Below are 19,919 nucleotides of genomic sequence, written 5' to 3'. Positions count from 1 at the left end.
CGCCGTTTTACAAACGGCGTAACTGCTCGGCGCTGCGCGGGCTCCGGGCACGGCAATCTGACGTTCAACTTCACGGGCGCGACCAAAAGGTCAGCGCCCGCTTGTTTCACGTCACCTTACCGCACCCGGAGCCCGCTCGCTCGCATATGCTCAACCTGCACTGCGTTAACTGACCTGCCAAAAAGGGGCAGGTTTGTTTTAGCAGGTATTATCTGGGGAAATATCACGAGGCAGTCGCCCCTCTAGCACCCATCTACTTCGAGAGACACAAGAGAGGCGACTCAGCCGCATCTACCTCTTCCGATAGCGGCGGTTGCGGCTCGTCGATGAACCCATTACTTCAATGAGTCCTTTATCCGCCATTTTTGGCAGATGGTAACGGACGGACGAAATCTTAACCCCCGATGCAACCGCTATTTCTCGCGCCGTCATATCCATTCCGGCGCTGAGAGCCTCCAGGATCCTATCCGCCGTCGAAGCTGACAATTCTCTGCTCATATCGATAATTTCAAACGTGTCTTTGCCACATTTTGACAGGACATGTTTATCGACAAGGCCCCCGCAGATCAGGCGAATGTCATCCGAATCCCACTTCAAAGCCTCTCGTATTTTTTGAACATCGCATACGCACCCATGCTCCCGCATAAACATGAGCAATGTTTCCTCGCGATGCGTCAGTTCGGTGTCCACATGGCCCTGAATCCACATGCGGTTTTCAGCAAGCTCCGCCCCGTGCCGGGAAAGCAGCACCGTAAACGAATCGGCCTTAACGATAAATTTCGGCCTGCCAAGCGAACGAGACTCCATCTCGCGAATCATAGCCGGGATGCCAGATCCCTGACTTTCCGCAACAGCCCCCTCAGCATGCTCTAACGGCGTCGCCCCCATCAGACTCATGAGCTTTGGGTTTCGGCAGCGCGATTCCCCGTCCGCAAGATTGTCCACCGTCTTTCCGCCCCAAAGCCCGCCGGGGTTTTTGATCTCTATTCTGTCTGGGTAGATATCGACGCTCACGGCCTGCCCCACAAACATGGGCGAATACTCTCGATGGATGCAGGCATTCGCCAAGGCCTCGCGCAAAACCTCCTGGGGTACTTCCCAATCTTCCCTTCTACCAGCGCCTCGCACTATCGCCGCTTTGCGCAAGTTTCGTCCGATCGCAGCGAGGGCATCTTCGATGCAAGCCGGAATCGGGCCATCGCACAACTGGCGGTCAATAAACCGGGGTTGCCCAGGAGCAGATTTTTCCACATCGGAATGAACGGCGACATCGATCATCAGCTTAGGATAGAACTGCTGGGGGTAGATTCCCGCCGACAGCAGCCCCGCGAGCTTCACAGCTCCATCCTTTGTAGTGATATTGAGTCTGGCCAGCTGCTTTTCCAGCGTATCGGCCCCGCGCAAAACGCGCGGGGTCTGCAGCCGGCGATTTGCGATAATGGACCGCACGACATCTGGATCCAAATCCTCGACTGTTGCCTCCGAAACCACCGTACCGTCTGCATCGCTCGGAAGCAACGCACTCTGTAGCTCATATAGCTCAGCGGGCGACATCTTGATATCTTTATCATCCACGCGCTTGTAGCTACCGTTCTGCACGCCGCGCGCGCCGATATAGCATGGCTTCGCTTTGAGCTCAAGTTCAAAGATGCGCACCAGAAGTACCTGGAGCCCGTCGACCTCGCCTCGATCAAGCTCATACCGTGGCGCATGGGTCACCACCGCCGCTGAGCCTCCGTCTCCGATACCCGAAACAAACTGGTCGCGCACCCTGTCGATAGCAAAGTTGGCAGAAGGAACAAATCCTTCGGCTTCGTTCAGGCCCAAAATAATGAGCCCGCCCGCAGTGTTCGCAAAAGCACTCACTGTCTCCCATACGTCTGCACTCAATTTATTCGTGCAGGCTTTAACTTCTACCGATGCGTCATCGGTCCCCCGCCTGCGAAGGCGCTCAACGATAAGGCCAAGAGGTTCATCCAACAGCATTGGCATTCCGTCTCTCTAAAACAATAGATTTATCTCTCTAAAGCTTAGTATATCTCTCTAACTTTAGAGAGATGAGCACCTTCTTTTAGAGAGAAATTTAGAGAGATGTATCGAATTCACTGCTAGATTACCTAAGGCCATCTCTCTAACCGACGTTCTCTTTAGAGAGACGTTTAGAGAGACGAGCGCATCTCTCTAACCATGGGCTCCGCTCTTTAAAGCGTACACATCCCAACCGTGCCATAAGTTGCGGCGGGCATTACCCCGCCAACCCGCCAAAAGAGGACGGGTTTATTTTGGCAGGTTTTATCTGGGAAAACGCAAGCGGGGCCACGCCGAAGCCACCGTCATCAGCCTCGGCGCATACCTTTAGCGCACGGCCCTGACCGCCGCCGTCAGATCGAACAGCGTATCGAGCACGGCCTCGCAGCCGTCCGCCACGTCCTGCGGCAACGGCACGATATCGGGAACGGCAAAGACATGGCAGCCGGCCGTGATGCCTGAGACGCAGCCGTTGCGTGAGTCCTCGACCACGGCGCATTCCTCGGGAGCAAAGCCCGCGCGATCGCAGGCGAGCAGGTAGATCTCGGGATCGGGCTTGCCGTTCAGGGTATCCTCGTTGCAGGTCACCGTCTCAAACCTATCAAAGAGGCCGACCGTCTTAAGGTTGCGCTCGGCCGCAACGCGGCGCGACGACGTCGCAAGGCCCACGTGATAGCCCGCAGCCAGCAGTTCGTCCAGGCACTCGGCGGCGCCGGCCTTAAGCTCCAGATCGGTCTTGACCATCTCGTCGAGAGCATCCCTGTAGTGGGCTTCGACCGTCTCGACGATTTCGCGGCTGCCGTAATGCTCCTCAAGGATGTCCCTGACATCAGGCATCGAGCGACCGATAAACTGATGGACCAGCGCATCATCAATCGCAATCCCCAGCTCGGCAGCGCCCACCTTCCATGCCCTCACGTCCAAACGCTCGGTATCGACCAACGTTCCGTCCATGTCAAAAATGACAGCCTTGATCATATCGGTCCCTTCATCGGCTTGCACGGCCTTCGTTACCGTCACTCTACCGCGCTTTACAGCTTGTATATAACGTATATATCATATTTGGCTTTCGCTACATGAATCAATAGCCTACCAAAAAGGGGCAGGTTTATTTTGCCAGGTTTTATCTGGGAAACGACCTGCGGCGTCTCCTGCTAGACTGGTAGATTCCCAACCGTCCGTCCAGGAGTCACCATGTCGCGCAAGTCCGCCTACAAGCAAGCACTTTCTATCGGCACCGCTGTGGTGCTGGGGTTTGCGCTGTTTACGGGATCGCTCGACGGGGCGCCCAGACTGCTCTCGCCGCAAAGTGATGAGCAGGCGGCGGCTCTGGCCGAGAAGCAAGACGAGAGTCCCAGCCGCACCGACGACGAGGCAGACCTGGTTGCCCGACTCGAATCGGGAACGGCAAACTCCACAGACTCCCAAAACAGCCCGAACTCTGGCGATAAGCCACATTCCGCCGCACCCGACACCGGTGATGACGCTTCCGCGGACAGCGCCGCCACCCCCATCGACGAGGTCGAAAACCCCAATCTCGACCGCGCCCGCGGCGTATACCTCAGCAGCATTCCTGACTACGCGGGCAACCCCTATGTTGCCCTGCGAGCCGACAGCACGCACCCGTTGGGCACACCATCATTCACGCTCGATGAATACGAGCTCGCTACAGAAGAAGGTTGCTTTAAGAAGTTCTCCAAGCTCGACAGCCTGGGCCGCACCCGCAAAGCGCTCGCTTGCGTGGGCCCCGAATCGCTCGGTCAAGGCGAGCGCGGCGATATCTCGCGTATCCATCCCGCCGGATGGCGCCAGCAGCGCTACGACTTTATTCCGGGCCAGAGCCTCTACAATCGCTGTCACCTCATCGCCTGGTCGCTCTGCGGCGAAAACGCCAACCGCAAGAATCTCCTCACCGGCACGCGTTATCTCAATGAAACGGGCATGCTGCCATTTGAGGAGCAGATTCTCGGCTACATCCGCGAGACGGGCAACCATGTGCTCTACCGTGTCACGCCTATGTACAACGAAGAGGAACTCGTCTGCCGTGGCGTGCGTCTTGAGGCGCAATCGGTCGAGGACCACGGCAAAACCCTCTGCTTCCACGTGTACTGCTACAATCTGCAGCCGCATGTGCAGATCGACTACGCTACCGGCCGCAACCAGGCCTCGGGAGACTAGGGCTGGCCAAGCTGCCCCAAAACCTAAGTGGACCGTTTTCCTCCATCCCCCAGGGATCAAAAAGGGCCGCCTGGATTGCCCAGAGCGGCCCTTGCATCGGCATGTATGTTACAGGCAACGCCCAACGCTACTTGGCACGGCCCTCCTCATAGCGCTCGACCAGCTTGGCCTGAACGTCATAAGGCACCTGCTCATAGCCCGCAGGCTTCATGGTAAAGTCGCCCGTGCCGCGCGTGATGGAGCGCAGACGCGTCGAGTAATCCGTCAGCTCGGCGAGAGGCGCCTGAGCGATGACCACGGTGTCTCCGCGCTCATCGGTCTCCATACCCGTCACGCGACCGCGCGAGGCCGAGATGTCGCCCATCACGGCGCCGGCGTAGCTCTCGGGAATAGTCACCGTGATTTCCTCGATGGGCTCCAGCACCACCGGGTCGGCGTCGGCGCATGCCTTGCGCAGGCCGATGCGAGCCGCCGCGCGGAACGCCATCTCGTTGGAGTCGACGCTGTGATACGAGCCGTCGTACACAGCCACGCGAATGCCCGTAAGCGGGTAGCCGGCGATGATGCCGTCCTTCATGGTCTCCTGAACGCCCTTGTCCACGGCGGGAATGAGCGAGCGCGGAATGCGGCCGCCTACGACCTCGTCCACAAACTCATAGCCGTCGCTCGTACCGTCGGGCCCAATGAGCGGCTCTACGCGCAGCCAGCAGTCACCATACTGGCCGGCGCCGCCGGTCTGCTTCTTGTGGCGGCCCTGGGCAGTTGCCGTGCGGCGAATGGTCTCGCGATACGGGATGCGAATCGGCACGCTCTTGGCCGCGACCTTGGTACGGTCCTCAAGACGATTGAGCAGGACCGAAACCTGCGCCTCGCCCACCGCCGAAATGATGGTCTGGCCGGTCTCCTCGTCGCGGTCGATGCTCATGGTCGGATCGGCCTTGCATGCCTTCTCGATAAACGTGTAGAGCTTCTCTTCGTCGCCGCGATTCTCGGCCTCGATGGCGATGCGGTACTGCGAGTTGGGGAACTTAAACGCCGCAGCCTCGACCTTGCCGGTAATCGAGAGCGTATCGCCCGTCTCGGCCGCCAGCTTGGGCGCCACGATGATATCGCCGGCATAGGCGTGACCGACCTCGGTCATGTCGCGGCCGCACATCACATACAGGTGAGCCAGACGATCGCTCTTGCGGGTGCGCGCGTTGATCAGCTCAAGGCCCGGCTCAAGCGTGCCCGTCAGCACCTTGATGAAGCTGATGCGACCCTGCTGAGGATCGGCCAGGGTCTTAAACACAAACGCCACCGGGCGGTCATCGTCGCTCGAGATCTTGAGCGAATCACCGTCGATGAGCGGCATTTCACCATAGTCGGTCGGCGCCGGGAAGTACGTGGCGATGTCGTCCATCAGCGAGTTGACGCCCTGCTCCTTAATGCAATCGCCCGCAAAGACCGGCACAAAGATGCGCTCGGCGATCGCCTTCGACAGCAGGCCTTCAAGCTCCTCCTGCGTCAGCGTCTCCTCGCCTTCCAAGTACTTCATCATCAGTTCGTCGTCAGCCTCGGACACCAGCTCGCACAGATGGTCATGGGCCTCCTCGGCCTGGGCACGATACTCCTCGGGAATCTCCGACTCAACGGCTTCGGCGCCGTTGCAATGGCGCGCCTTCATGCGCACCAGGTCGATGATACCGTCAAAGTCCTCGCCCTCGCCCCAGGGAAGGGTCACGGCGCCCAGGCGCGTGCCAAAGCGCTCCTGCAGCAGGTCCATCGTGGTCGCAAAGCTGGCCTCGGAGCGCGACAGGCGGTTTACGAACACCGCACGCGCCAGACGCAGGTCCTCGGCGGCATACCAGAGCTTAACCGTCGTAGGCTGCGGGCCGGCCTCGGCGTCGACCACAAACAGAGCCGTCTCGCAGACGCTCATCGCGGCAAAGGCGTCGCCGATAAAATCGGGGTAGCACGGGGCATCGAGCACATTGATGCGCGCACCCTTCCAGTCGATCGGCGCAATGGTCGTCGAGATGGAAAACGCACGCTTGACCTCTTCGGGGTCATAGTCGAGCGTGGGCTTGGTGCCGTCGTGGCCGCCCAGGCGGGCGGTCTTGCCGGAAAGGTGGAGCATGGCCTCGGCGAGTGAAGTCTTGCCCACCCCACCTTGGCCTACGAGCACCACGTTCCTTACGTTACCGGTCTTGGGAGCACCCATGATGACCTCCTTGCAGGGCCGCGCGCAATGCGCGACGCCAACGGGGAGAGTTCGCGGTCGATGCCGTCCCGGGAGCAGCATGGTCGGCAGCCGATCCGGCTCACCCTCCAAATGTCCTATGCCACCACCCTACCCTCGCGGGCGACTGTCCATGCACACCTTTCGGCGCACGTATGAATACGGGCGGCGAGAGGAGGGGGCAAACGCCTGAGGCGGTTATTAAGCCCCATCGGCGCAAATAAAAACCGCCGCAGGCCATAAGACCTGCAGCGGTTTCGCCTCAATGTCTACTTGAGCCTAGCCCTCGATACGGCTCAGGAACTCGCGCGTGCGCCGTTCGCGCGGATGGCCGATAACCTGCTCGGCAGGACCCTCCTCTACAATGCGACCGCCGTCCATAAAGACCACGCGATCGGCAACATCGCGCGCAAACTGCATCGCATGGGTCACGATCACCATCGTCATATTCTGCGCGGCAAGGTCTTTAATGACGCGCAGCACCTCGGCCGTTAGCTCGGGATCGAGTGCCGAGGTCGGCTCATCGAAGAACAAGATCTCTGGATCGAGCGCCAAGGCGCGCGCAATACTCACACGTTGCTGCTGACCGCCCGAAAGCTCGCATGGCACCTTGTTCTCGTTGCCCGTAAGCCCCATCTGCGCGATCAACTCACGCGCACGTGCTTCGACCTGCTCGCGCGGGCGCTTGAGCACGCGGATCGGAGCGTCGGTAATGTTTTTCATCACGGTATAGTGCGGGAACAAATTGTAGTTCTGAAACACCAGGCCAAAACGCGAGCGCGCCTGCTTGGGCACATCGCCTTTCGCATACACCGTGCCCGATCCCGCATCCGTCGCAACGGCTAGATCACCAAACGAAAGCGAGCCGCCGTCAAGCGTCTCGAGCAGCGTTGCGCAGCGCAACAGCGTTGACTTACCGCCGCCCGAAGGTCCGATAATCGCCACGACCTCGCCGCGCTTTACCTCGAGCGAGATATCCTTGAGCACCTCATTGCCACCAAACGCCTTGCGCGCGCTCGTTATATTCATTACCGTTCCGGACACGGGAACCTCCATGTGTTTGAAAAGCACGACGGAACAGGCTAGTCGTGGTAGTAGTCAAGTCGCTTTTCGGCGGCGCCCAGCAGCATCTCGACCACAAAGTTAAAGACCCAGTAGATCAGTGCCGCAATCGCAAACGGCACCATGCTCACTTGAGAGGCAACCAGTGCCTTGGCCGTCGAGAACATCTCCCCCACGCCAATGGCAAATGCCAGCGACGTGTCCTTGACCAGCGTGATGATCTCGTTGCCCATCGCCGGCAAAATGCGCTTGGCGACCTGCGGCATCACAATGTACAAAAACGTCTGCAGGCGTGAGTAACCCAGCACCTCGGCGGCCTCATATTGACCACGCGGGATAGACTGCAAACCCGAGCGATAGATCTCGGCAAAGTAGCCGGCATAGTTGATGATGAATGCCACAACGCACGCTGTCCACTTGGAATCGGGCGTGAGCGAAATACCAAAGACATAATACGGAGCAAAGTAGATGGCAAACATCTGCAGCATGAGCGGCGTACCGCGCATGACCGAAATGTAGATGCGCGCAATCCAACGCAGCGGCGCGATTCTGCTCATACGCATAAACGCCACGGGAATTCCCAAGGGAATCGAGCCCAGCAGCGTGAGCACAAACAACTGCAAACTGACCAAGAAACCCTGGCCAAGCATCTGCATCATGACTTGGATAGACATTACTTGAGCACCCAGTTATCGAAGGACAGGCCATAGCTCGCATACTTGTCGCACAGGTCCTTGACTGTACCGTCCTCATAGAGCGCCTTGAGCGACTCGTTCACGGCGTCGGCCGACTTGGTGTCACCCTTCTTAAAGCCAACGGCGTAGTGCTCGCTGGACAGCGGCTTGTCAAGTTGCGTATAGGCATCGGGCTTGGCGGCAAGCTGATACTGGGCGATCGAAAGGTCGCAAGCCACCGCATCGACCGCGCCGCTCTCGAGCTGCATAAAAGCCGTGTTGTACTCGCCGATGGTATCGAGCGTGGCAAACGTCGCCGCCAGATCCTTCTGGTCACCCTCTAGCACATCCTGCGCGGCAGAATCGGTCTGGGTAATCACGGTCTTGCCGGCAAGGTCGTCCCAATTCTTGATGCCCGCATCCTTCTTGACCACCAGCACCTGCTCATTGAGCATGTACGGCTCGGAGAACGTGTAGTCGTCCTCGCGGCCCTCCATGGTAAAGCCGTTCCAGATGCAGTTGATGGCACCCGAGTTGAGCAGCGTATCCTTGGCGTCCCAGTCGATGGCCTCGTACTTGACCTCCCAGCCCTGCTTATCGGCAATTGCCTTGGCCAAATCGAGATCAAAGCCGGTGTACTCGCCATCGTCGCCCACAAAGCCATACGGAGGATAGGACTTGTCAAAGCCCACCACGAGCTTCTTAGACTCCACAGCGCCCTTGGCGTCCTTTGCCGCAGCAGAGCCGGCAGTGGAACCCTTGTCGGCACCACCGCCGCAGCCGACAAGACCAAGGCCAAGCACCGTGGCGAGCGAGCCGGCTAGACCAACAAACTGACGACGAGACATATCGGTATTCATGGTATTCCCCCTTGATGGCACTTTAGTTAAGTAAAGTGATTCATGTAACGCCCAGAATCATACACTTTACCTTGATAGAGTACAAGGGAGAAGTTGCCCGGCGCGGGCGGGGAGCGGCGCGTAATTAAGTTTCCTGCTCTACAGTCCTGCGCAAGACGGAAAGCACATTAAGTGCTTTCCTTTGCGTGCGGAACTCGCGATAAACTTAATTACGCGCCGCTCCCCGCCCGCGCCGGGCAAACGTCGTTGGACTTATCACTAACGTGAAGTGGACGCTTGCATATCGTCTGCTAGCCTGGCACGGTACAATGCTTTCAGATTTCAATTTATAAATTAGTGGGGTTACTTCATGGCAGAATCTCGTGCGGAGCGTAAGGCTCGTCGTGCTTTGATCGAGGCGGCTGAGGGGTCGGAGGAGAAAAAATCTTCCAAGAAATCCAAGTCGTCTCAGGATGCGAAGGGCAGGCCGGCCAAGGGCAAGGCTAAGACCAAGCGTCCCAGCCCTCGTCGGAGCGAGGGTAAGGCACCTCAAGCTCGTTCCAAGCGCTCGCATAATGAGTCGTCCCGGTCCGCTCATAAGGCCGTTGATCCCAAGTCGCCTTGTTCCATCATGAAAGCTTGCGGTGGATGCACGGCGCTCAACAGGCCTTATAAGAAGCAGCTGGCGACCAAGCAGGCTGCTATGGATGAACTTTTTGCTGCTCTTTGCGAGCGTGAGGGCATAACCGTCGATCCCATTCGCGGTATGGACGTTACCCTGGGCGACCCGGGCAAATATCCTGCGCCGCGTGGTTTTCGCCATAAGGCCGCCACTCCCTTTGCCCCCGGCAAAGGGGGCGCTGTCCGCTGCGGCTTTTTTGAGCGCGGCACGCACAGAATCGTCGCTGTTCCCGAATGCCCCGTCGAGGCACCGGGAGCCCGTCAGATTCTTAACGGCATTGCGCGTGAGGCCGAGCGCCTGCACATTCCCGCCTTTAACGAGGACAAACATCTGGGCCTGCTTCGCTATGCCGTCGTTCGCTGCGGCTGGCGCACCGACCAGATCATGATCACCCTCGTTACCGCCCAGCGCGACCTGCCGCATGCGCAGGAATTCTTTGAGGCCATCGCCGCACTCGATCCGCGTATCGTCACCGTCGCCCAAAACATCAACGGACGCCCTGGCAACGCCATCCTGGGTGAGGAAACCCACATCGTGTATGGCGCTGAATGCATGCGCGACCAGCTACTCGGCTGCGAGTTCGATATCTCCCCCACCGCGTTCTACCAGACCAACCCGCAGCAGACCGAGCTGCTCTACCAGCTCGCTATCGACGGCATGGATCTGCACCAGGGCGATGTTCTCATGGATGCCTACTGCGGCAGCGGCACCATCGGTCTTTGCGCAGCTAAAGAAGCTCAGAACAAGGGCATCGGCATCATGTTGCTTGGCGTGGAGCGCAACCCGGCGGGCATTGCCGACGCACGCCGCAACGCCGAGCTCAACGGTCTTACCCGCAGCGCCTGGTTTATGGCCGACGATGCCACCGACTACATCCTAGATGCCGCCGACAACAACGAGCGCATCGACGTCCTTTCCATCGATCCGCCGCGTGCCGGCTCTACCCCCGAGTTCCTCGAAGCCGCCTGCGCGCTTAGACCTCGCCGCATCACCTATATCAGCTGCAACCCTGTGACCCAAGAGCGTGACCTGCACCAGCTCCTCGACGGTGGCTATCGCCTGCTCAAGATCACGCCCGTCGACATGTTCCCCCATACCGACCACACCGAAACTGTAGCGGTCCTCGAGCGCCGCTAATCCACCGGTACAAGAAGGGGGCGACCCGTCTGGGCCGCCCCCTTACTTGGTTTATGAACTCCGCTACATCCTCTTGCGCAGGTCACACACGCCGGCTGCCGCCATCTCGCGCAGTAGCGTCTCGCGGTCGCGCGTCACGATCAAATCCAGCGGAAAGTGAATCTCGTCGAGCATCTTGCGCGCTTGGTCGAGCTTACCAATTGCCATACCAATGTGCGCATCGGTCGAGACGCCAATCCCCACGCCCAGCTCGGCGCACCGCTCGGCAATCTTGCGGCACACGTCCCAATGCTCGGCATCCGCGCCATGCTCAAGACTGTGATTGTTGATCTCGATGATCTTATGCTTAGCCTTAGCAGCAAGCAACACCTCGTCGATATCGAACGGCACGCCCGATCGACCCGTATGCCCCAGCATAAACACCTTGGGGTGCTCCAGAGCATTGATATACATCTCGGTCGTCTGGGCCAGCGTCGCGCCTTCAGCGAACTGCGGATTATGCACGCTTGCAACCAAATAATCCAAATTACGCGTAACCCGATCGAACAGCGAATGCTGACGGCTGTACGAATCGCCGGCAATATCGAGCGTGACAGGAGTGTCCTCACCAAACAGACTTCCGTCCAGCGAAACGATATCGGCCTCGGCGCCACGCAGCACCAACACGCCGCTCCAAATGCGCGGCCATATATCCTGGTTGATAAAGAACTGGTAACTGCGCAGGTCATTGGGGCAAGCCGTAACCATAGAGCTCAGATGGTCGGCAGATCCAAGCACCTGCAGGCCACGCTCTGCCGCCCAGTACACATTCTCCTCAATGGTCGAATATGCATGCGCAGAGAACATCGTATGGGTATGAATGTCACAGGAAAGCAGGTAGGGCATCAGGTCTCCTTATCTGGTATGGCCGTCGCGTATATTCATTGTACGCATAGCCTTCGATAGTCGTAAAACCGCTCCATCCCAAAGACACAACGTCCATGACAACGGGGTCCGGTTTAACACCAAACCCCGTTTCACGTAAAACATTGTAGGCAGAGCGCTCTGCTTTTAACGATACTCGTCCGCCAGCTGTTTCCAAGCGGGTAGCGAATTGATAATCGTTTCGTAACTCACGCAATAACCCAAGCGGAACCAACCCGGCATGCCAAAGCTATCCGAAGGCACCGCGAGCAACTCGTACTTCTTTGCACGCTCGCAAAAAGCGTTTGCGTCGGGCTCGAGCGCCTTCACCCACAGATAGAAAGCGCCGTCCGGCTCAACGTAGGTGTAGCCGTACTCCGCCAATGCGTCGGTGAGCGCCGTTCGGTTGCGAGCATAGGCTTCGACATCACTCGGCTCATCGATGCAGTCGATAATCACGCGCTGGAAGAGCGCCGGTGCGCACACAAAACCCAGTGTACGGGCGGCACCGGCGACAGCCGGCATAAGGCGAGCAGCCTGAGGATTGGTGTTGGGAACCAAAATCCAACCCACACGCTCACCCGGCAGCGACAGCGACTTGGAATACGAATAGCACACGACGGTGTTCTCGTAGATTGAGGGTACCCAGGGCACCTCGGCACCGTACACGATCTCGCGGTACGGCTCATCCGAGATGAGCATAATCGGATTCTCGGGATCACGCTTGGCATTGACCTCGCGCAGAACATTGGCCAGTCGCGTCAGCGTGTCGCGCGTATATACGGCACCGGTCGGGTTGTTGGGCGAGTCGATAATGACGGCCGCCGTCTTATCAGTAATCGCCTTGAGCACGTTGCCCACGCTCAGCTGGAACGTGTCTTCATCGGCGGGTGCCTCGACACACGTACAGCCGGCCTTCTCAATCCACACGCGATACTCCGGAAAGTACGGGGCGATAACAATGACCTCGTCACCGGGATTGGTAACAGCGTTGAGCGTGCAGGTGAGCGAAGCCGCCGCACCCACGGTCATAAAGACATCTTTACCCTCATAGCTCGTGCCAAAACGACGGTTGAGCGACTCGGCCACAGCGACACGACATTGCGGCAGGCCTGGTGCGGGCGTGTATCCGTGCAGTTGGTCGCTCGGCAGCTCCAAGGCCTTTTTGATGGACTCCGCCACGGCAGCGGGCGCCGGAACGCTCGGGTTGCCCAGCGAAAAATCGAATACGTTCTCCGCACCGATCTGTGCCTTGCGTTCAAGTCCATAGCTAAAGATCTCGCGGATAATAGAGCTTTCCGCGCCGCGAGCAAACATGGTTTCGTTGATCATCTGTTCCCCTTTCGCATAGGCGGTATTGTACGCTTTAGTCAAGCAAAGTACCGCAGCAATGTTAATTGGGGACAGACTTAAATGCGTGAAAACGCTCATTTAAGTCTGTCCCCAATCAACAGATGGCCCCATATCGCTCAAAAGAAAAAGCCTCCGCAGGTTTCCCCGCGGAGGCTCTCGCGACAAAGACTACTCGTCGGCCTCGGTGTCGCCATCGGCCTTTTTTGCGTCAGCAGCCTCGACATCGTCAGCGCTATCGGATGCGACTTCGGCATCTTCCTGCATGGCCGCCTGCGCAAAAGCTGCGGCATCAGCTGCCAGCTCCTCCTCGCTCATACGAGGCGTGCGCTTTTTGGTCGGCACGCCGCCCGCCTTGGCGTTGCGCTCCTCCTTGGCTGCCAGAACGTCGCCCTCGCGCTCAAGGTAGGCATCCCAGTCGTTGTCGAGCAGGGCGTTCACGGCGTCGCCTTCGACGGTCTCGCGCTCAAGCAGCACCTTCGCCATCAGATCGAGCTGATCGCGACGGGCATCCAAAATCTCAACAGCACGGCGATGGGCCTCACGCATGATGCGCTGAACCTCGATATCGATGCGGCGCGCCGTCTCCTCGGAGTAATCCTGGTGATCGGCATAATCGCGACCAAGGAACACCTGATGCTGCGCCTCGCCAAACACTTGCGTGCCCAGCTCCTCGCTCATGCCCAAACGCGTAACCATCTCGCGCGCCATCTTGGTCGCACGCTCCAGATCGTTGCTCGCGCCCGATGTAATGTCATCGCACATGAGCTCCTCGGCAACGCGACCGCCCAAGAACACGGCAAGCTCGTCGAGCATCTCGTTCTTGGTCTTGAGGAAGTGATCCTCCTGCGGAAGCTGCAGCGTATAGCCCAGAGCCTGACCGCGGCTGACAATCGAAATCTTGTGAACCGGATCGGAGTGCTCCAGGATGTGACCCACCAGAGCATGACCGCTCTCGTGGTAGGCAATCGTGGTGCGCTCGGCTTCGGTCATCACGCGCCCCTTGCGCTGCGGTCCTGCAATCACGCGCTCCATCGATTCTTCGACCTCGTCCATCGAGATCACGGAGCGATGACGGCGAGCGGCAAGCAGCGCGGACTCGTTGAGCAGGTTTGCCAGGTCGGCACCGGTAAAGCCAACGGTCATCTGGGCGAGCTTCTCAAACTTAACGTCCTCATCCATTGGCTTGTTCTCGGCATGCACGCGCAAGATCTGCTCGCGCCCCTTCACATCCGGGCGGTCGACCGTAACCTGGCGGTCAAAACGACCGGGGCGCAGCAATGCCGGATCCAGAATATCGGGGCGGTTGGTCGCGGCGATCAGGATGACCGATTCGCTTTCCTCAAAACCGTCCATTTCGACCAGCAGCTGGTTGAGCGTCTGCTCGCGCTCGTCGTGACCGCCGCCCAGACCGGCTCCGCGCTGACGTCCCACGGCATCAATCTCGTCAATGAAGATGATCGACGGAGCCTGAGACTTGGCCTCCTTAAAGAGGTCGCGCACGCGGCTGGCGCCGACGCCCACGAACATCTCGACAAAGTCAGAGCCCGAGATGCTAAAGAACGGGACACCGGCCTCTCCAGCAACGGCCTTGGCCAGTAACGTCTTACCGGTACCCGGAGGGCCCACCAGCAAAACGCCGCGCGGGATCTTGGCACCCAGCTTGCGATAACGGTCCGGATCGCTCAAGAAATCGCGAATCTCTTCGAGCTCCTCAACAGCCTCGTCCACGCCGGCAACGTCTTCGAACTTGACCTTGGGACGCGTAGCCTCGTTGGTCTTGGCGTTGGTCTTGCCAAACTGCATGTTCCTATTATTGGCGCCCATCATCTGGCGCATAAAGTAGAACATGATGGCGATCAGGGCAATCGTCGGCAGTACGCTCATCGCCAAGTCGCCCCAAAAATCGGGGTCGTTGGTGTTGACGATGTACTTAGTGTCGGGATGCTCCGCCATGAGCTCGGCAAGCGAATCGGAGCCGACATAGGTCGAGGAAAAGCTCTTGAGCTCACTCGTGTCGCCCTTGTCCTTTTTCGCCTTCCAGTAATGACCCGTCACGCTTCCGTCCTGAACCGTATAGGTCAGATCTTCGACGCGATCCTGCTTGATGGCGCTCACCATCTCGCTCGTCGCGAGCTTAACGGTATTGCTGGAGCTGGCAAAGCCGGAGCCCATATTAAAGAAGGCGTAGCCCAGAAGTGCGCAAGCCAAAAGAAAATACAGCCAGCCCGTACGTGTGGGTTTCTTGCCTCCGGGCATCCCTGGAATCTTAGGGTCCCGGGGTGTCTGGGAATTGTAGTCGTTACGGTCGTCGGGCATCTTACGAATAAACCTCCGGTTTCAAAATGCCCAGATACGGAAGGTTGCGATAGCGCTCGGCATAGTCGAGGCCGTAGCCCACCACAAAGGCATCGGGGCAATGGGTTCCAACATACTTGGGCGTAATGGCCGAGATGCGATCCTCAACGTCCTTCCACAGGAAGGCGGCGACCTCCAGAGAAGCGGGCTTGCGGCTCTCAAGGTTCTTCATCAGATACTTGAGCGTCAGGCCCGAGTCCAGAATGTCTTCAACGATCAGCACGTCACGACCGCGGATATCGATATCAAGGTCTTTAATGATACGCACGATGCCCGAGGACTTCACACCGTCGCCATAGCTCGAAACGGCCATGAAATCGATATTGGTCGGCAGCTCGATCTTGCGCATCAGGTCGCCCATAAAGACCACGGCGCCGCGCAAGACCGCAATCAGCACCAGATCCTTACCCGCGTAGTCGCGCGTAATCTCCTCGCCCAGGCGAGAGACGATACCGTCGATATCCTCCTGCGTAAACAGAACCTTCTCGATATCCGGATGTTGAGAAGCCATGACAACCCTTTCTTGTGCTTAATCGCCCACACACCGCCGTATGGACGCGAACTACACATTCTAGCAGCGCACGGGGTATATTTTCCAGCCCGTGCACCATCAGCGCGGGAATACCGTCAACGCCGCACAGAAAAACTGGTGCGAGGGGCTAATCCGCGTCAACCACGCGAAGCAGATAGGCCACACGCGTCGCCGCCGTGCACTTAAAGCGTTCGTCCGCGCGAACTCCGGCGACCCACACCACGACACCCCCCGGTGCCGTCCTTACCATGGGCACGCCGGTGCGCTCGGAAACGGGAATACGAGCCTCGCACAACAAGTCGGACACCTTCTTGCTTCGGCCACTCATGCCTAACGGGCACATCACGTCTCCCGGCGCGGGACCGTCCACCCACAGGCGCGCCAATCGCGCCTCGGCAGGAACCTCGCCGCGCGAGCCCGCCAAGATCCGCTCGCTATCGCTGTTGGCAAAACCCAGGGCGGCCGCGTCCACCAAAGCTGCCACTTCCCCAGCAGCCGCAAACTCACGGGCGCGGCGCACGATATCGCATCCCGGCTCAACGGCTATCGCTTCTGTGACCAGCATACGTCCCCCGCCCAACGACATACGGCCGGGTATGGTAATCCAGTCCGCAACCAAGCCCTCACGAGCCGCCGGTGCCTTAAACGCCAGCATGCCAAACTCAACACGTGCGTCAATCCCCGCCGGAAGCGTAACCGAACCCGCACCCTCGGCAACACAGGAGAGGACTCGCTCCACATGGCGCATCTCTGGGCGAGCGTCCGGATCGATGCGTTTAATCGCCAGTCGCACGATGCGCCGCGCGATTACCACCTCGGCCGCAGCAAGGCGTCTGGCATCGAGCACCAGCGCGCCCGCTGCCTCTTTGCGCAGGCAGCTTCGAAACGCCTGTGCCGACAACTGGGATAGAAACGCATCCTCATCACCCAAGATCTCACAGGCGGCACCAATCGTCTTGCACACGCTCGCATTACGCTGCGCCAGCACTGGCATTACCCGGTGGCGAACGTAGTTTCGCAGATACGAGATATCTTCGTTGGTCTCGTCCTCGCGCCACGGCTGACCATGCACCTGCAGATAGCCCACAAGCTCGCCATGAGTTAGGTCGAGCAAGGGGCGTACCACAATATTCCTTCGGCGGGGAATGCTCGAGAGCCCAGCAGGGCCCGACCCCTTAATGGCGTTCATCAAAAATGTTTCCGCGCGGTCTGAAGAGGTATGGGCAGTACAGATGCGCGCCGCCGTTCTCGGCACCCCCATCTTGGCACAAAGCTCGCGAACATACCTTCGCGCCGCGGCATAACGCACCTCGCGCGCAGCCGCCTCGATATTGCCCGACTCCTCATCAAAATAGGCGTGCTCCACGCACAGCGGCAAGCCATATTGTGCGCAGAGCTCGCGCACAAAGGCCTCGTCGCCGTCGGATGCCTTGCCTCGCAGGTGATGGTTTACATGAAGCACATGTAGGCGCTCGCGAGCAATGGGGGCAACGCCGCGTCCATCTTGGATATCCAGCTTTGATGTGCACGCCATAAGAAGCAGTGCCGTCGAGTCCGCACCGCCTGATACCATGAGCACCACAGGAGCAGCCTGCTGCCTCGTCCGGGTCTCATCGACTGCCCCGGGTACGGCATGGTGTCCGTAATGCTGTGATACCGTTGGCATTCGCTTCCTCCTCTATTCGTCAGCACTCATTGTATCCTTTGGAATCTTATGTCTCGCCTGCACCTTCATATCCTCGGCAGCGGCTCTAAAGGCAACTGCGCACTCATCGAGGGCCCGCAGGGGCTCATTATGGTCGATGACGGACTGTCCCGCCGCGAAACGCTCAAACGCATGGCCGAGCTCGGCCTTTCGGCAGACGACGTGTCCGCCCTTGTTGTCACCCATGAGCACAGCGACCACATTAAGGGGCTTGAGGTGTGGTGTAAACATTGGAACGGACCGGTCTTTTCCAGCAGGGGCACGCTCGCATCAAAGGAAAGCCTCGCACATCTGTCTGTTGAGGAATTCGACCCAGGTGACGCCCTCTCTATTGCCGGGGTCCACATTCAAACGTATTCGACATCGCACGACGTCGTCAATCCTGTCGGCTACCGTTTTGATGCCCAGGGTGATTCGGTTGGCTTTGCCACCGACACCGGCGAGTTGTCGAAGCATGCCATCGATACGCTCAAGGACTGTCGCATTCTCGCGCTCGAAAGCAACCACGATGTAGCCATGCTGCGTCAAGGAGACTATCCTCGCTTTCTTCAGGAGCGCATCCTGTCTGCAAAAGGGCATCTCTCCAACGATCAGGCCGCCGATGCCGCACGCGCGCTGGTAACCGATCGCACCGAGCAGCTTATCGCGATGCACATTAGCCAAGACAACAATCGCCCAAGCCTTACCGTCAAAAGCTACGCAAGCTCACTTGGGGCAACACTCGACAACGAGCTTGGTAGCACCGCCACCCGCGTTGAGGGGCCACATAAACTCACAATACGTCCCGCCGGGCAATATCGGCCCATGACCATTCAGTAGGCCGTCTCAAATAGAAAAGGGGGCCGGGAATCGCTTCCCAGCCCCCTTAACTCAGGAACCGATGTTAATAGCCGATAACGTTAGTCGATGAAAATCTTCGTAACGTTCTTCTTCTCGACAATCTTAGGAACCGTAACGGTAAGGATGCCGTCAGCATACTTTGCAGAAAGGCCCTCGCTCGAAGCATCCTTCAGGTACACACCGCGCGTCGCGCTGTAAGAGCAAAACTCCTTCTGCAGGTAGTTCTTGTCCTTGTTCTCTTCGCTCTCCTCAACATTCACGCTAATGGAAAGACGACCCTCATTGAGCTCAACGTCGATGTCGTCCTTCGCGACGCCGGTCAAATAAGCCTTGACCTCGTAACCGTCGCCCCTGTCCTCAACATCAACGGGAAACGCCTTGGAGGCGATCGAGTTGTTTGCCAGATCGGTCATATCATCAAACAGATCGAACAACGAGCTAGCAGAGGGACGAACACCAAAAACCGAACGATAAGGAACCATGCTTGCCATGACTACCACTCCTTTAAGGGACTGCCGAGCCATCTTCTAGGTGGCAGGGACTTCTTTTGACGCTTTAATATATGCCCATCCATTTCTTATATATACATTTTGATATAAAGTTTTTTGAGTCTCTATCTATAAGCATATCTAAGTCTATGTGACTAAGATTTAATGAGGTCAAGGTTCTTTGAACCGTGCCTTAAATACCAAATGTGCCCTAGCTAAACAAAGCTGGGGCTTACAATGAGCGTATACACAATATTAATGACAACCTAAGGGCATCATGGACGATCAAGCCTCCGACAATTCGTATGATCAGATGCAGAACGATAAATCAACCTATCCGCAGACCATACGCTACCATCGTCCCCATATTTCCCAAGAGCCTATTGACGATACAGAGCCTGAATATGTAACTCGCAATCGTTATCAAACCCTTGAAGAATCTCAATCAGGTCGCAAACATATGGGCGTCGCACCGAGCGAATCGGCGTATCTCAAAGATGCCCCCTTATCCAAAAACAGCGCATGCAACCAGGAGCAGGCCCAAACACCCGCTAAGCAACAACGAAGAGAGCCTCGCCCTAAGCAGACCCTAACGCATTCTGCCCGCTATTTAGAGACGCCGAAGCAAGGAAAATCGATATTTATATCGTCTAGCAGACGACGCAAACAGCACCGGCTCCAAATCGCGCTCTTGATCATTGCCATCGCGGCAATCGCGCTGGTCATTCGTTTTATTTTCTTCAAATAGAAAAGACAATTAAGCCGTAGGGGCTTTAAGTTTACAACGCCCAAACGAAAAAAGGGGGAGGCCGCGAGGCCTCCCCCTTCTCAGTCCAAGCGCACGGCTCGGTGCCGTCCACCGGTCAGCGGCGCCCTGGCCTCCCACGGGCTGGCCCCGCAGTACTCTCGGCGCGATGGGGCT

16 protein-coding genes are annotated in these 19,919 nt (G+C 58.2%); 4 read left to right on the top strand and 12 right to left on the bottom strand.

The window, feature by feature from the left end:
- Positions 1–291: 291 nt before the first annotated feature.
- On the bottom strand, positions 292–1,986 hold the full coding sequence (locus FYJ40_RS07150) for an ATP-binding protein (RefSeq protein ID WP_195838602.1): 1,695 nt from the start codon (positions 1,984–1,986) through the stop codon (positions 292–294).
- A gap of 369 nt (positions 1,987–2,355) precedes the next feature.
- Positions 2,356–3,006 (bottom strand): HAD family phosphatase, encoded by a 651-nt coding sequence (locus FYJ40_RS07145; protein ID WP_117734855.1) that lies wholly within the window; start codon positions 3,004–3,006, stop codon positions 2,356–2,358.
- 216 nt (positions 3,007–3,222) lie between these two features.
- Here FYJ40_RS07145 and FYJ40_RS07140 point away from each other — a divergent pair, with 216 nt between their 5' ends.
- Positions 3,223–4,206 carry a DNA/RNA non-specific endonuclease gene (locus FYJ40_RS07140; protein WP_154517781.1) on the top strand — a complete coding sequence of 328 codons (984 nt, stop codon included), beginning with the start codon at positions 3,223–3,225 and terminating at the stop codon, positions 4,204–4,206.
- A 127-nt stretch (positions 4,207–4,333) separates the two neighbouring features.
- Here the strand turns inward: FYJ40_RS07140 and FYJ40_RS07135 are convergent, their stop codons facing one another.
- From FYJ40_RS07135 to FYJ40_RS07120, 4 genes are all read right to left on the bottom strand, one after another.
- A complete protein-coding gene (locus FYJ40_RS07135; RefSeq protein ID WP_154517778.1) occupies positions 4,334–6,409 on the bottom strand; it encodes a translation factor GTPase family protein in 2,076 nt (691 codons plus the stop codon).
- 297 nt (positions 6,410–6,706) lie between these two features.
- The gene (locus tag FYJ40_RS07130; RefSeq protein ID WP_195838601.1) at positions 6,707–7,456 is read right to left on the bottom strand and encodes an amino acid ABC transporter ATP-binding protein; all 750 of its coding nucleotides are present in this window, start codon (positions 7,454–7,456) and stop codon (positions 6,707–6,709) included.
- A 53-nt stretch (positions 7,457–7,509) separates the two neighbouring features.
- Entirely contained in the window at positions 7,510–8,163 is a 654-nt protein-coding gene (locus tag FYJ40_RS07125) for an amino acid ABC transporter permease (RefSeq protein ID WP_154517772.1), read from the bottom strand.
- Positions 8,163–9,023 carry a transporter substrate-binding domain-containing protein gene (locus FYJ40_RS07120; protein WP_154517769.1) on the bottom strand — a complete coding sequence of 287 codons (861 nt, stop codon included), beginning with the start codon at positions 9,021–9,023 and terminating at the stop codon, positions 8,163–8,165. The genes FYJ40_RS07125 and FYJ40_RS07120 overlap by 1 nt, the downstream gene beginning before the upstream one ends.
- A 349-nt stretch (positions 9,024–9,372) precedes the next feature.
- On the opposite strand from FYJ40_RS07120, the gene rlmD reads away from it, so the two are divergent.
- Positions 9,373–10,821, top strand: coding sequence for a 23S rRNA (uracil(1939)-C(5))-methyltransferase RlmD (gene rlmD / locus FYJ40_RS07115; protein ID WP_154517766.1), 1,449 nt, complete (start codon positions 9,373–9,375; stop codon positions 10,819–10,821).
- A gap of 63 nt (positions 10,822–10,884) precedes the next feature.
- Here the strand turns inward: rlmD and FYJ40_RS07110 are convergent, their stop codons facing one another.
- From FYJ40_RS07110 to tilS, 5 genes are all read right to left on the bottom strand, one after another.
- Positions 10,885–11,706: a phosphatase gene (locus FYJ40_RS07110; RefSeq protein WP_154517764.1), complete on the bottom strand. Its 822-nt coding sequence runs from the start codon at positions 11,704–11,706 to the stop codon at positions 10,885–10,887.
- A 165-nt stretch (positions 11,707–11,871) separates the two neighbouring features.
- On the bottom strand, positions 11,872–13,056 hold the full coding sequence (locus FYJ40_RS07105) for a pyridoxal phosphate-dependent aminotransferase (protein WP_154517761.1): 1,185 nt from the start codon (positions 13,054–13,056) through the stop codon (positions 11,872–11,874).
- 189 nt (positions 13,057–13,245) lie between these two features.
- On the bottom strand, positions 13,246–15,393 hold the full coding sequence (gene ftsH, locus FYJ40_RS07100; RefSeq protein WP_154517757.1) for an ATP-dependent zinc metalloprotease FtsH: 2,148 nt from the start codon (positions 15,391–15,393) through the stop codon (positions 13,246–13,248).
- Between the two features lies 1 nt (position 15,394).
- On the bottom strand, positions 15,395–15,943 hold the full coding sequence (gene hpt, locus FYJ40_RS07095; RefSeq protein WP_154517754.1) for a hypoxanthine phosphoribosyltransferase: 549 nt from the start codon (positions 15,941–15,943) through the stop codon (positions 15,395–15,397).
- Positions 15,944–16,091: 148 nt separating this feature from the next.
- Entirely contained in the window at positions 16,092–17,630 is a 1,539-nt protein-coding gene (gene tilS, locus FYJ40_RS07090; RefSeq protein ID WP_195838600.1) for a tRNA lysidine(34) synthetase TilS, read from the bottom strand.
- 48 nt (positions 17,631–17,678) lie between these two features.
- Here tilS and FYJ40_RS07085 point away from each other — a divergent pair, with 48 nt between their 5' ends.
- Entirely contained in the window at positions 17,679–18,488 is an 810-nt protein-coding gene (locus FYJ40_RS07085) for an MBL fold metallo-hydrolase (RefSeq protein WP_154517751.1), read from the top strand.
- Between the two features lie 80 nt (positions 18,489–18,568).
- Here the strand turns inward: FYJ40_RS07085 and FYJ40_RS07080 are convergent, their stop codons facing one another.
- Positions 18,569–19,000 (bottom strand): Hsp20 family protein, encoded by a 432-nt coding sequence (locus tag FYJ40_RS07080; RefSeq protein WP_154517748.1) that lies wholly within the window; start codon positions 18,998–19,000, stop codon positions 18,569–18,571.
- Between the two features lie 274 nt (positions 19,001–19,274).
- Here FYJ40_RS07080 and FYJ40_RS07075 point away from each other — a divergent pair, with 274 nt between their 5' ends.
- On the top strand, positions 19,275–19,745 hold the full coding sequence (locus FYJ40_RS07075) for a hypothetical protein (RefSeq protein ID WP_154517745.1): 471 nt from the start codon (positions 19,275–19,277) through the stop codon (positions 19,743–19,745).
- Positions 19,746–19,919: the final 174 nt, after the last annotated feature.

The sequence above is a fragment of the Collinsella sp. WCA1-178-WT-3 (M1) genome, from assembly GCF_009696325.1.
GTDB lineage: Bacteria > Actinomycetota > Coriobacteriia > Coriobacteriales > Coriobacteriaceae > Collinsella.
The sequence above is the reverse complement of the archived record's forward strand: the minus strand, read 5'-3'. Positions and strand labels throughout refer to the sequence as shown.